The following is a 12,321-nucleotide window of genomic DNA, read 5'->3' as shown; positions in this document are numbered from 1 at the left end:
GCCCTCGTGCGCCGACCGGCCCTCGCGGTCAGGCCCCGGGAAGGCCCTCCAGGGTCTGCCGGGGCGCGGGGCCGGTTCCGGCCACGTAGTGTTCGGCGGCGTGGACGGCCCGGGGTGCGGTGCGCTCTCCCATCAGGACGCACAGCGTGTACGCCGTGTCCTCGAAGCGCCGGCGCGCCGACAGGTCGCACGGCCTGGCCAGCACGGCCCGCTCCTGGGCGCGGTAGTGCCGGAGCAGCCGGTCGACCGTGTTCCTGTCGGGCAGCAGCATGGTGTCTCCTTCTCCTGAGTCGCTCCATACTCCCGGTCGTCGGCCACGCCCGCGACCGACACGGACACGCTGGGTGACGACTCTGGGCAGAGAAGCGTCCCGGAGTGCGCTTCCGCCCGCGATGCAGGAGGGTCGAAGACATGAACCCGAGCGCTGTTCGGCGGGTGGTTGTCACCGGCGCCACCGGCAACGTGGGCACCAGTCTGGTACGGCTCCTGGCGAGCGAGCCGCGCGTCGGCTCGGTCCTGGGTCTCGCCCGGCGGCGGCCGGGACTCGAACTCCCGGGGGTGGAGTGGGCCGAGGTGGACATCTCCCTGGAGCGGGACGAACCGAGGCTCGCGCGGTACCTCGCGGACGCGGACGCGGTCGTCCACCTCGCCTGGCGGTTCGGGCCGACCCACGACCCGGTGGCGACCTGGCGGACCAACGTCCTGGGGGCCGTGCGCGTCTTCGACGCGGTCGCGGCGGCCCGGGTGCCGGTGCTCGTCCACGCCTCCTCGGTGGGGGCGTACTCCCCCGGCCCGGAGGGTGGGGCGCCGGTGTCCGAGGCGTGGCCGACCCATGGCTGGCCGGGTGCCGCGTACACCCGGGAGAAGGCCTACCTGGAGCGGGTCCTCGACACCTTCGAACGGGACCATCCGCTGATCAGGGTCGTCCGGATGCGTCCGGCGTTCCTCTTCAAGGAGGAGTCGGCGAGCGGGCAGCGACGGATCTTCGCGGGCCGCTTCTTCCCCGGATCGCTGATGCGGCCCGATCTGCTGCCGATGCTCCCGGAGTTCGAGGGGCTCCGCTTCCAGGTCCTGCACACCGAGGACGCCGCCGACGCCTACCGGCGGGTGCTGCTGCGGGACGTGCGGGGGCCGTTCAACCTGGCCGCCGAGCCGGTGATCGACGGGGCGACCCTGGGCGAGCTCCTGAACGCCCGACCGGTCCGGGTCCCGGCGGGTGCGGTGCGGGGCGCCCTGTCGGCGGCCTGGCGCCTGCGGCTCGCCTCGGCCTCCCCCGGTCTCTTCGACGCGTTGCGGCACATGCCGCTCCTCGCCACGGAGCGGGCGCGGCGTGAGCTGGAGTGGGAGCCGTCGAGGAGTTCGCTCGACGCCCTGGAGGAGTTCCTGCGCGGGGTCCGCACGGGCGCGGGCGACGACACGGGCCCCTTGGCGGGACACCGCATCGGCTGACCGCGCCGAACGGCCCCGCCGTCCCCACCCCGTCAGCGTGCCGTGCCGGACCAGTCGACCAGGCGGATCGCCCCGCCGGCCGCCTCGCGGCCCCGGCAGTGGGCGCGGTGGCGTCGCAGGAGGGCCTCGATGTCGAGGTGCCGGGCGAACTCGGTGCGCGCGGCCAGGCGTCGGGCGTACGCCCACAGGGCGGGGTATCCGGCGACCCGGTCCATCGCGGCGGCGTCCAGGTGCCAGCGGTGCACGGTGTCGAGCTGGACCAGGGTGACCCAGACGTGGACGTCGGCGGCGGTCGGCGCGTCGCCGAGCACGTACGGGTTGCCGGCGAGCCTGTGCTCCAGGGAGCCGAGTGCCGCGAAGAGGACGGTGAGCGGGTCGCGGTGGGCCGCCTCGCCGTCGAGTCCGAGCTCGCCGGCGCGCTGGGCGGCCCGGTTGACGCTCCGCTCGCAGAGGTCGGCGATCGCCTCGATCTCGCCCCGGTGCTCCTCGGGCAGCAGCTCGGGTCCTTCGCCCCGGAAGCGCAGCGCGAGGTCCCGGATGATGTCGGGGACGTGGGTGCTGACGATCCGTCCGGTCCAGCTGTCGCTCAGGACGGGCGCGGCGGCCGGGCCGTCGTAGAGGTGCGCGCTCGCCTCGTACAGCGGGCGGAGGGCGGAGTACCCGCCGTCGGGCGTGTCGGGGGTCTCGGGCAGCACGGTGAGCGGGAGCGTGTCGTCGAGTCCGAGGAGGCTGTGGGTGAGGACGATGCCCAGACAGTCGGGGTCGTACGGGGCGACGTGGAGGCGGTAGCGGTGGGGCACGGCGTAGTGGCCGCTGTGCACGTCGCGGCCGATCCGGCCCCGGAAGGCGGGCACGGCGGAGGCGGGCAGCAGCGAGGACGGGACGACGGACATGCTTCTCCCTTGGAGGTGCTCGGTGCTGGGTCGGGGCGGCGCGCGGCGCGCCGGTCGCGACAGCGCGACGGCGGCACCGGCCGCACGGGGCCCGGAGGCAGCGGAGGTACGGGAAGAGGAGACGGGCGGGGCCCGACGGGGCGTCACGAGGGTCGGGAGGGGGGCTCGGCGGACGATCGTCCCGACGGGCGGGCTCCTCGAAGGACGGGCGCCGTGACGGACGGTCGTCCCGGCGGGTGGGACGCTCGGCCGGGCGGCTACGCGGCGCTGCAGACCCGCAGCAGATCGATGTGGCGGCGGGAGGTGAGGGGCAGGGAGCGCGGGAGGGGTGCGGCGAGTGCGGTGTTCCGCCGACCGCTGCGTCCCATGGTTCCCTACCTGTTCGCTCGGTTTCCTCGTTCCTGAGTGTCCGACCGCCCAGGGGTGGCGTCAAGGGTGCGGTACGGGTCACCTTTCCGAGGAGACGGCTCGCCCGGCGGGGGCGCGGTTCCCGTCACCCGTGTGCGGAATAATGCGCGCATGCGCATTTCAGCCAGGGCCGACTACGCGGTGCGTGCCGCCCTCCAGCTCGCCGCAGCCCGGGACTCGGGGCCACTGAAGGCCGAGGCCATCGCCGAGGGCCAGGGCATCTCGCACAAGTTCCTCGAAGGCATCCTGGGCGACATGCGCAAGGGCGGCCTGGTGCTGAGCCAGCGCGGCGGGAACGGGGGTTACTGGCTGGCCCGGCCGGCGGAGTCGATCTCGGTCGCGGACGTCATCCGGTGCGTGGACGGCCCGCTGGTCTCCGTGCGCGGCGAGCGGCCGCCGGACCTGTCCTACACCGGCCCCGCCGAGTCGCTGCTCACGCTGTGGATCGCGCTCCGGGCCGGGGTCCGCGAGGTGCTCGGGGTATCGCTCGCGGAGGTGGCGGCGGCCCGGCTGCCGGCCGGAATCGTCGACCTCGCGGACGACCCGGAGGCGTGGACCAACCCCTGACCGGCGGGGTCAACCGCGTGCGACCTGCGGCGACTTGACCGCGTCTCACTGATCAAGACGAGCTTGTCCATCTTTCGGACGCCCCTTGGGGCCGGACGCCCCCCTCTGCCACTATCCCTACTATTCCAGTGGGGATACTAGGGATCATGTGAGGTGACGTGAGTACGCCGAGGAAATCGCCGAAGAGACCCGCGATACGCACCGCCTCCGCACCATCGGGCCCAGCCGCCTCCGGAGCGGGCGCACGCCCGGCCGGCCGGCCCGTCGACCGCCCGGCCGACCGGCCCGCGGACGACGAGATCTGGCCCCGCGTCACCCGCGAACTCGCCGACGACCTCGCCGTCGACGCCCTCACCAGGGACCGGGCCGGCAAGGCACCGTTCGACGAGGTCGCCCGGCTCCAGGAGGCCGGAATCCCGGCCCTCCTCACGGCACCGGGGCCGAACCGGCGGGGCGCCGACTGGCGGGCCGCGTGTGCGGTCGTACGGGAGATCTCGGCGGCCGACAGCTCGGTGGGCGAACTCCTCGCCCACCACTACGCGCTGTCCTGGAGCAGCCGCTTCTTCGGCCCGCTGCGGGACGCAGGCCCCGCACCCACGAACGGCCCCGCGCAGCCGACCGGCCCCGCACGCACCTCCGGCACCTCAGGCACCTCAGGCACCTCGCACGCGACCGCACCCGAGCTCGACGCCCGTACGGCCGAGGAGCGGTGGCTGCTCGCCGGCGGCATCGAACCGCCGCGCAACGAGACCGAACCCGGCCTCACCCTCACCCCCGCCGACTCGGGCGGCGGCTGGTTCCTCGACGGGCGCCGCACCTTCGCCTCCGCGGTGACCGTCGCCGACCGGTTCGTGGTCGCGGCGCGCCCCGGCGGCACGGGCGACCTCCTCGTGGTCCTCGTGGACCCGGCGGGGTCCGGGGTGTTCACCGACGGCGGGACGGAGCGGGTCGGGCAGCGGCTCGCCGGTGCGGGCACCGTCACGTTCGACCGGGTCCCCGTGGCACCCGAGGACGTCCTCGGCGTCCTCCCGCACGACGAGCACGCGGTCGCGCCGTTCACCACCCTCGCCCCGCTCGCCCTGCGGCTGCTCCTGGTCCAGGTCGGGCTCGGCATCGCCGAGGGGGCGCTCGCCGAGGCCCGGGACATCAGCCGCGCCGAGCAGGCGGGACCGGGCGCGGGCGGTCACGTCGGGGGCCCCTCGGCCACGGACGGCTCCGCCCTGCTCGGCACCGGGGACGACCCGTACCTCCTCCTCGCCTACGGGGAACTGGCGACGGCCGCCCACGCCGCCGCCGCGGTGGTCGAGCGGGCGACGGACGCCCTGACCCACGGCCTGCTGGCCGGCTGGTCGCTCGGCGTGGAGGAACGGGCCGACATCGCCGTCCTGGTGGCGGCGGCCGAGACGGTCACCGGCCGGGCGGCCGTGCACATCACCACCCGGATCCTCGAACTGGTCGACGGCACCGCGGGCGCCGACGCCCGGGGCGGCGGGCCCGGCTTCGACCGCTTCTGGCGCAATGCCCGCGCGCTCACCGCCCCCACACAGGCGGCGCACCGGCTCCGCGACATCGGGGACCACTACCTCAACGGCACCCACCCCCGCCTCACCCTGCTGGCCTGACGGGGGGCGTCGTCCCGGGAACCCGGGGAAGGCGGCGAAGGGACGGACGGACCGGCATGTCGGGCCGTCCGGCCCTCCCGCCGGGCCGCCGATGGGCCCAGGCTGGGAGGAGAACGGCCCTGCCGACCGGCGGGCCCGACACCGCACTCGTGGAGGCAGCCTGATGAGTCGTGAGATCGTCGCAGGAGTGGACGGCTCCCCGGAGAGTCTCGCCGCGGCCGACTGGGCCGCCCGCGAGGCCCTCCACCGGGGGCTCCCGCTACGGCTCGCGCACGCCTGGCGCTGGGAACCGATCGACCTGCCCCTGGTCCAGGACCGGGAGACGCAGGAGCGCGTCGCGGACGCGGTCCTGCGCGAGGCGGAGACCGCGATCGCCGACCGCTACCCGGAGCTCGCCCTGACGGCCGAGGTGCTCCGCGACGCGCCCGTCGCGGCGCTGCTCGGCACCGGGGAACGGGCCGAGATGCTCGTCATCGGCTCGCGCGGCCACGGGGCCGTGACGGGCTTCCTGCTCGGCTCGTACGGGCAGCAGGTCATCGCCGAGGCCACCCGCCCGGTGGTGGCCGTCCGGTCCCGCGACGGCGAACCGGCCGAACCGCCCACCGGGCACGTGCTCGTGGGGCAGCACGGCGGTCCGGAGGACAGCGCCGCCGCCCTGGGCTTCGCCTTCGCGACGGCCGCGGCGCGCGGGGCCTCGGTGCGGGCCGTGCGCGCGTGGAGCCTGCCGCCCCTGTACGCGTACAGCCCGGCCTCGATGCGGCTCGCCGACGAGGCCGGCGGGCTCGTCCCGTACGAGGAGAAGGCGCTGCGCGAGGCCCTCGCGCCCTGGCGTGAGCGCTACCCGGACGTGCCGGTCACCGAGCACGTCGAGCTGGGCAGCGCCGGGCAGGTGCTGCTCTCCTCCTCGGGGGCCGCGCAGCTCCTGGTCGTCGGGCGGCGGGCCGGGCGGGGCGCCCTCGGGTCCCGGATCGGTTCCGTGGCGCACGCGGCGCTCCACCTCGCGCCCTGTCCGGTGGCGGTCGTCCCGCAGGACTGAAAGGGTCTCTTGTGGTTGACGCGTCAGGTTGACCCGTCGCGTTGACGAGGAGTGTCGGGGCGGCCGGGGCCGGACAGGGTTACCGCCGTCGCCCCGGTGGCTCTCTCCAGCGCCGGACCGTCCGGCGACCACGGCGAGAGAGCGGAGTTCCATGCGGCACCACGACCGTTCCGGTCACCCCGACCACCCCGGACACAGCTCACACCCCGACGGTTCCCCAGGGGACTTCGCGGCGGAGGCCGTACACGAGGACGGCCCTCCTCCACGTACGGCCGGCCGGCACCGCAAGGAGGGCGTGGCACGCCGACGACGCCGGTCGCGCCGGCCCTCCTTCCGTACCTCCGTCACCGTCGCCGGAGCCGCGGCCGCCGTGCTGACGGTGGCCACCGGGATGTACGTGGCCTCGTGGGACTCCGCCACCGCCGGGGCCGTGTCCGCCGCGCCGGAGACCGTACGGATGACGGCGCCGGTCCCCCCGCGCACCGCGGTTCCCGTCGTCGCGGAGGCCGGGCGGCGGGGCGCGGCCTTGGTGGCCGTGCCCCCGGCGGAGAAGGCCGCGCGGTTCGTGCGGGACGTCGTCGCCCTCGCCAACGCCGAGCGCGAGAAGTCCGGTTGCGGCCCGCTGCGCGCCGAGGGCCGTCTGCGGGCGGCCGCCCAGGGGCACGCCGACGACATGGCCGCGCGGGACTACTACGAGCACGCCGACCCGGAGGGCCGGGACGCGGGCGACCGGATGAGCGGCGCCGGGTACGACTGGAGCAGCTGGGCGGAGAACATCCACCGGGGGCCGAAGACCCCGGCCAGGGTCATGGAGGACTGGATGGGGAGTCCCGGCCACCGGGCGAACATCCTCAACTGTTCCTTCGAGGACGTCGGCGTCGGGGTGGCCCTCACCTCCGACGGCCCCTGGTGGGTGCAGAACTTCGGGGTGAGGCGCTGAGCACCGGCCGCCGATGTCAGGGAGCGGGGGCGGCCAGCTTCTGCACCCAGACCGTGCCGTCGGGACCGGGCGCCGAAGCCACGCCGGTGTCCCGGTACCGGCAGTCGAGCATGTTCCGCTCGTGCCCCGCGCCGTCCGTCCAGTCGTCGACGACGATCGCGGGGTCGTTCGCACCGCGGTCCAGGTTCTCGGCCCAGGCGCTCCAGTCGTACCCGGCGGCGGTGATCCGTGAGTCCGCGGCCTCGCCCTCGGGGCTGGCGTGTCCGTAGTAGCCGCGCGCGGCCATGTCCCGGGCGTATCCCCGGGCCGCCTCGGTGAGGCGGGGGTCGATGCGCAGCGGGGCGCAGCCCGCCGACGCCCTGAGCCGGTTGACGAGTCCGGTCACCCGCTCCTCGGCGGTGGGCGCCGGCCGGGTGGTGCGGCGCGGGGTGGGTGGCGGGGTCGTCGGCGCGGGGGTGGTGGTGGTGACCGCCGGGGCGGGCGGTGTCGTGGTCCGGGGGGAGGGCGCCGGGGGTGCGGCCACCGGCGCGGCGGGAGCCGGGCGCGCGCGTGGCTCCTGGGGTACGAGGAGGGCGACCGCCCCGAGGACGACGACGGCCGCGGCTCCGGCGACCCCGGCGCGGCGGAGCGGTGTCCACCGGGAGACGGTCTCGAAGGCGACGGGTTCTGGGGTGGGGCCGTCCGTGAACACGAGCGCGAGCGGGGGGACGAGGCCCAGGCCGACGAGCAGTCCCTCGACGGGGGTGAGGCCGCTCCGGCCGGTCACGCGGGCGGTGCAGGCGGTGCAGCCGCGCAGGTGGCGGGCGACACGCTTGCGCCAGAGCGGGGAGGGCCGGCCGTCCCAGGCGGTGACGGTCTCGGCGAGCCCGGGGCACCGGGGTACGGCGTCGAGGGCGCGGACGACGGTCCGGCCGGTTTCGAGGCGTTCCTTCATCCGCTGGATCCGGACGGCGGCGTGCTGCGGTGATATCCCGTCGAGGCCTTCGACGAGTTCGGCGCGGGTCAGCTCGCCGGCGGCCTCCAGCCACCACAGGGCGAGGAGTTCACGGTCGTCCTCGTCGAGCCACCGGGTGGCGCGGGCCACGTCGCGGCGCTGCCCGGAGAGGCCGAGCCGGAGGATGGTGACCTCGGTGAAGTCCCCGGCCGGGTCGGCGAGCTCCATGGCGCGGTCGAGGCCGGGCACGGGTGCCTGCTGGTGCTCGCGCCAGCGGCGGCGTATCCCGTTCATGGCGATGGCGACGAGCCAGGACCTGAAGCGGGCCGGGTCGCGGAGGCCGGTCAGGCCGTCGAGGGCGCGGACCATCGTCTCCTGGACGATGTCGTCCGTGTCGGCGTGGCCGTCGAGGGCGCGGCCGACGATGTTGTGGACGAGGGGCAGGTACGCGCGTACCAGTGCGTCCCTGGCCTGCGCGTCACCGGCCCTGGCCGCCTCCACCAGCGCGGTGGTGCGGCGCTCGTCGCTGTGCATGGATCGCTCCCTCATCCCTGGTACGAGTCCCCCGTCGTTCGGAGACCCACGGGCACGGGAGGGATAACACTTTTACACGGGTGGTACGGAAGCTACACGGGTGGTACGGGAAGCCTCGGGACCGTGGCCCCGTTCCCCTCCCGGACGGCCTCGACGACGGCGTCGTGCAGATCTCGGCTCTCTCCCTCCGACGCGCACGGAACGGGACTGCCCGACATGGTGAACCAGTCGGATGCGCCGCTGTACTGCACGGCCACGCGTGCCTCGGTCTCGGTCCAGGTCGTGTGCACGGTCACATCGCCCGTGACGACGCCTGCCTCGACGGTCAGCACCCCACCTCGCCCGGTGTAGACACCGGCGGTCGTCCAAGATGCCCAGCTCATCCATCCAGGTTCACACCCGAACGGCGGATGCGCCACCGACGGGACCGCCCCGGCCGGAGGAGTTCCGGCCGGGGCGGTACGCGGGGCGCTTACCGGGTCAGGCGAGGGACGCGACGGCCTCGTTGAACGTGGCGGACGGGCGCATCACGGCCGCGGCCTTGGCCGGGTCGGGCTGGTAGTAGCCACCGATCTCGGCCGGGGAGCCCTGGACGGCGACGAGCTCGTCGACGATCTTCCGCTCGTTGGCCGCGAGGGTCTCGGCCAGCGGCGCGAAGGCCTTGGCCAGCTCGGCGTCCTCGGTCTGGGCGGCCAGCTCCTGGGCCCAGTACAGGGCCAGGTAGAAGTGGCTGCCGCGGTTGTCGATGCCACCGAGGCGACGGGTCGGCGACTTGTCCTCGTTGAGGAAGGTGCCGGTGGCGCGGTCGAGGGTGTCGGCGAGGACCTGGGCACGGGAGTTGCCCGTGGAGGTCGCGAGGTGCTCGAAGCTGGCGGCCAGGGCGAAGAACTCGCCGAGGCTGTCCCAGCGGAGGTAGTTCTCCTTGACGAGCTGCTGGACGTGCTTCGGGGCGGAGCCGCCGGCGCCGGTCTCGAAGAGGCCGCCGCCCGCCATCAGCGGGACGACCGACAGCATCTTGGCGCTGGTGCCCAGCTCCAGGATGGGGAAGAGGTCGGTCAGGTAGTCGCGGAGGACGTTGCCGGTGACGGAGATGGTGTCCTCGCCGCGGCGGATGCGCTCCAGGGAGAACTTCGTCGCCTCGACCGGGGACAGGATCTTGATGTCCAGGCCCTCGGTGTCGTGCTGCGGGAGGTACTCCTTGACCTTGGCGATGAGCCGGGCGTCGTGCGCGCGGTTCTCGTCCAGCCAGAAGACGGCCGGGGAGCCGGTGGCGCGGGCGCGGGTGACAGCGAGCTTGACCCAGTCCTGGATGGGCAGGTCCTTGGTCTGGCAGGCGCGGAAGATGTCGCCTTCGGCGACCTCCTGCTCCAGGACGACGTTGCCCGCGGAGTCGACGAGGCGGACGGTGCCGGCCTGCGCCATCTCGAAGGTCTTGTCGTGGGAGCCGTACTCCTCGGCCTTCTGCGCCATGAGGCCGACGTTGGGTACGGAGCCCATGGTCGACGGGTCGAAGGCGCCGTTGGCGCGGCAGTCGTCGATGACGGCCTGGTACACGCCGGAGTAGCTGTGGTCCGGGAGGACGGCGAGGGTGTCGGCCTCCTGGCCGTCCGGGCCCCACATGTGGCCGGAGGTGCGGATCATGGCGGGCATCGAGGCGTCGACGATGACGTCGGACGGCACGTGCAGGTTGGTGATGCCCTTGTCGGAGTCGACCATCGCCAGGGCGGGGCCCGCGGCGAGCTCGGCCTCGAAGGAGGCCTTGATCTCCGCGCCCTGCGGGAGGGACTCCAGTCCCTTCAGGACCCCGCCGAGGCCGTCGTTCGGGGAGAGGCCGGCGGCCGCCAGCGTCTCGCCGTACGTGGCGAAGGTCTGCGGGAAGAAGGCGCGCACGACGTGGCCGAAGACGATCGGGTCGGAGACCTTCATCATCGTGGCCTTGAGGTGCACGGAGAAGAGCACGTTCTCGGCCTTGGCCCGGGCGACCTGCTCGCTCAGGAAGGTGCGCAGGGCGGCGGCGCGCATGACGGCGGCGTCGACGACCTCGCCGGCGATGACCTTCAGCGGCTCGCGGAGCTCGCTGGTGGTGCCGTCGGCGGCGGTGAACTCGAAGCGCAGGGTGTCGTCCGCGGTGACGACGACGGACTTCTCCGTGGAGGCGAAGTCGTTCTCGGCCATGGTGGCGACGTTCGTCTTGGACTCGGGGGTCCAGGCGCCCATGCGGTGCGGGTGGGCCTTGGCGTAGTTCTTGACCGAGCCGGGCGCGCGGCGGTCGGAGTTGCCCTCGCGCAGGACCGGGTTGACGGCCGAGCCCTTGATCTTGTCGTAGCGGGCGCGGACGTCCTTGTCCTGGTCCGTCTTCGGGTCGTCCGGGTAGTCCGGGAGGGCGTAGCCCTGCGCCTGGAGCTCGGCGACCGCGGCCTTGAGCTGCGGGATGGACGCCGAGACGTTCGGCAGCTTGATGATGTTGGCGCCGGGCGTCTTGGCCAGGTCACCGAGCTCGGAGAGGGCGTCGGCGATGCGCTGGCCCTCCTCCAGGAACTCGGGGAAGACGGCGATGATGCGGCCCGCGAGGGAGATGTCCCGCGTCTCGACCGTGACGCCGGCCTGCGAGGCATACGCCTGGATCACGGGCAGGAACGAGTACGTCGCCAGGGCGGGCGCCTCGTCAGTGTGGGTGTAGATGATGGTCGAGTCAGTCACCAGGGTTCTCCAGCTCCACGTCTGCGTATGCGAGATTGCTCGACATCAAGATATCTCGTGATCGAGGTCCTCCGTAAAGGGCCCCACGACCTCGTCGTCCCGGGGCACCCCGGCGGCTTCGACGAAGGGTCCGCCGAGCCGGTACGGGGCGGGGGCCCCGTCCACGTCGACGCGGCGCAGCAGGGCGAGCGGGACGAGCCCGGCGGCGGCGACCACACCCGCGGCGAGTGCCTGGCCGCAGCGGTGGGCGAGTCGGAGCTCGGCCGGGTCGTACGGGGCGGTGGCGGGCAGGGCGAGGGTGTCGCCGAGGAGCCAGAGGCCCGCGCCGAGCCCGGCGGCGGCCACCAGGACGAGGGGCACGATCGCCGGGAGGCCGGTCAGGGCGGGCCCGCGCCGGGCTCCGGGGCGCACCTTGCCCTTGCGGGCGAGGAGGGCGAGGAGCCCGCAGTGGACGGCCAGGACCACCAGTGCGGCGGCGATGACGTCGCCGGGCCGGTGCTGCCCGGCCGCGATCGTGTACGCGCCGACGGCGACGGCCCAGAGGGTGGCGGCGCCGACGACGAGGCCCCGGAGCCGGTACGGGACGACGAGGACCAGTCCGAGGGCGACGCCCAGGGCGAGGGTGGTCTGGACGCTGGGGAAGCCGCTCGGGGCGAGCCCGACGGTGTCCAGGAGGCGGGGGCGCGGCGCGTACCGCTGGAGCAGTCCGGTGAGGGCGAGGGCGGTGACGACCGCGCCGGCGGCGAAGCCGGTGAGGGCGTACCGCTTGCGTATCAGGCCGACAGCGACGAGGAGGACGCAGCCGAGGACCAGGGAGAGGGTGGTGAACCCGGCGAGCGACGGGTGCTCGCGGAGGACGGTGACGGCGGCGGAGTCGGCCCGCCGGCCGGTCATGGCGGCGTCGCCCCAGCGGCGGCCGGTCGCGGTGAGCACGAGGCCCGCGTAGACGACCGTGAGCAGGAGGACGGCCCCGAGGCAGGCGCGCCGGGTCCGGACGCGGACGCGGGTGCTGAACGATCCCGCGGCCTCGCCTGCCACGGCGGCGTACCACCAGGTGTCACCGGACTGCAGCGGCCTCGGGGGGCCGCCCGCGCGAGGCCTGTCGTAGGAAGCCATGTCCCGATTCGAACCCAGGCGCGGCCGCCTCGCCCGCTGGACGCACCCGAACGACACGCCGGGGAAGTCCGGGCGGTGTCCGCGCCCCGCGAGGCCGCTCACCGGCGGGTGCCGCCGTGCTC

At 74.5% G+C, this 12,321-nt stretch carries 11 protein-coding genes; 5 read left to right on the top strand and 6 right to left on the bottom strand.

From position 1 onward, the window contains the following. Nucleotides 1–28: 28 nt before the first annotated feature. Nucleotides 29–271 carry a DUF5133 domain-containing protein gene (locus ACRRSS_RS14645; protein WP_435971649.1) on the bottom strand — a complete coding sequence of 81 codons (243 nt, stop codon included), beginning with the start codon at nt 269–271 and terminating at the stop codon, nt 29–31. Nucleotides 272–411: 140 nt separating this feature from the next. Between ACRRSS_RS14645 and ACRRSS_RS14640 the strand changes: the two genes are divergently transcribed. Next, on the top strand, nt 412–1,449 hold the full coding sequence (locus tag ACRRSS_RS14640) for an NAD-dependent epimerase/dehydratase family protein (RefSeq protein ID WP_435971648.1): 1,038 nt from the start codon (nt 412–414) through the stop codon (nt 1,447–1,449). A gap of 32 nt (nt 1,450–1,481) precedes the next feature. Here the strand turns inward: ACRRSS_RS14640 and ACRRSS_RS14635 are convergent, their stop codons facing one another. Next, nucleotides 1,482–2,342, bottom strand: coding sequence for a glutathione S-transferase C-terminal domain-containing protein (locus ACRRSS_RS14635; RefSeq protein ID WP_435971647.1), 861 nt, complete (start codon nt 2,340–2,342; stop codon nt 1,482–1,484). 519 nt (nt 2,343–2,861) lie between these two features. Here ACRRSS_RS14635 and ACRRSS_RS14630 point away from each other — a divergent pair. The 4 genes from ACRRSS_RS14630 to ACRRSS_RS14615 all read left to right on the top strand — a co-directional run bounded on the left by ACRRSS_RS14630 (nt 2,862) and on the right by ACRRSS_RS14615 (nt 6,915). Next, the gene (locus tag ACRRSS_RS14630; protein WP_435971646.1) at nt 2,862–3,317 is read left to right on the top strand and encodes an RrF2 family transcriptional regulator; all 456 of its coding nucleotides are present in this window, start codon (nt 2,862–2,864) and stop codon (nt 3,315–3,317) included. Nucleotides 3,318–3,475: 158 nt separating this feature from the next. After that, a complete protein-coding gene (locus ACRRSS_RS14625; RefSeq protein ID WP_435971645.1) occupies nt 3,476–4,939 on the top strand; it encodes an acyl-CoA dehydrogenase in 1,464 nt (487 codons plus the stop codon). A 163-nt stretch (nt 4,940–5,102) separates the two neighbouring features. Then, nucleotides 5,103–5,975: a universal stress protein gene (locus tag ACRRSS_RS14620; protein WP_435971644.1), complete on the top strand. Its 873-nt coding sequence runs from the start codon at nt 5,103–5,105 to the stop codon at nt 5,973–5,975. A gap of 295 nt (nt 5,976–6,270) precedes the next feature. Next, on the top strand, nt 6,271–6,915 hold the full coding sequence (locus tag ACRRSS_RS14615) for a CAP domain-containing protein (RefSeq protein WP_435971643.1): 645 nt from the start codon (nt 6,271–6,273) through the stop codon (nt 6,913–6,915). A gap of 16 nt (nt 6,916–6,931) precedes the next feature. Here the strand turns inward: ACRRSS_RS14615 and ACRRSS_RS14610 are convergent, their stop codons facing one another. From ACRRSS_RS14610 to ACRRSS_RS14595, 4 genes are all read right to left on the bottom strand, one after another. Further along, nucleotides 6,932–8,383, bottom strand: a complete 1,452-nt coding sequence (locus ACRRSS_RS14610) for a sigma-70 family RNA polymerase sigma factor (protein WP_435971642.1) — start codon at nt 8,381–8,383, stop codon at nt 6,932–6,934. Nucleotides 8,384–8,475: 92 nt separating this feature from the next. Next, a complete protein-coding gene (locus ACRRSS_RS14605) occupies nt 8,476–8,766 on the bottom strand; it encodes a hypothetical protein (protein WP_435971641.1) in 291 nt (96 codons plus the stop codon). 97 nt (nt 8,767–8,863) lie between these two features. Beyond that, entirely contained in the window at nt 8,864–11,083 is a 2,220-nt protein-coding gene (locus ACRRSS_RS14600; protein WP_435971640.1) for an NADP-dependent isocitrate dehydrogenase, read from the bottom strand. A gap of 45 nt (nt 11,084–11,128) precedes the next feature. Next, on the bottom strand, nt 11,129–12,199 hold the full coding sequence (locus ACRRSS_RS14595) for a phosphatase PAP2 family protein (protein WP_435971639.1): 1,071 nt from the start codon (nt 12,197–12,199) through the stop codon (nt 11,129–11,131). Nucleotides 12,200–12,321: the final 122 nt, after the last annotated feature.

Source organism: Streptomyces sp. Qhu_M48, from assembly GCF_051305195.1.
GTDB lineage: Bacteria > Actinomycetota > Actinomycetes > Streptomycetales > Streptomycetaceae > Streptomyces.
This window is presented reverse-complemented; position numbering and strand designations above follow the sequence as displayed.

Bases quoted from the DNA above. Each gene is read 5' to 3' on its own strand.
- ACRRSS_RS14620 (WP_435971644.1), top strand. From the start codon at position 5,103: ATGAGTCGTGAGATCGTCGCAGGAGTGGACGGCTCCCCGGAGAGTCTC.
- ACRRSS_RS14610 (WP_435971642.1), bottom strand. From the start codon at position 8,383: ATGCACAGCGACGAGCGCCGCACCACCGCGCTGGTGGAGGCGGCCAGG.
- ACRRSS_RS14635 (WP_435971647.1), bottom strand. From the start codon at position 2,342: ATGTCCGTCGTCCCGTCCTCGCTGCTGCCCGCCTCCGCCGTGCCCGCC.
- ACRRSS_RS14630 (WP_435971646.1), top strand. From the start codon at position 2,862: ATGCGCATTTCAGCCAGGGCCGACTACGCGGTGCGTGCCGCCCTCCAG.
- ACRRSS_RS14645 (WP_435971649.1), bottom strand. From the start codon at position 271: ATGCTGCTGCCCGACAGGAACACGGTCGACCGGCTGCTCCGGCACTAC.
- ACRRSS_RS14640 (WP_435971648.1), top strand. From the start codon at position 412: ATGAACCCGAGCGCTGTTCGGCGGGTGGTTGTCACCGGCGCCACCGGC.
- ACRRSS_RS14595 (WP_435971639.1), bottom strand. From the start codon at position 12,199: ATGGCTTCCTACGACAGGCCTCGCGCGGGCGGCCCCCCGAGGCCGCTG.
- ACRRSS_RS14605 (WP_435971641.1), bottom strand. From the start codon at position 8,766: ATGAGCTGGGCATCTTGGACGACCGCCGGTGTCTACACCGGGCGAGGT.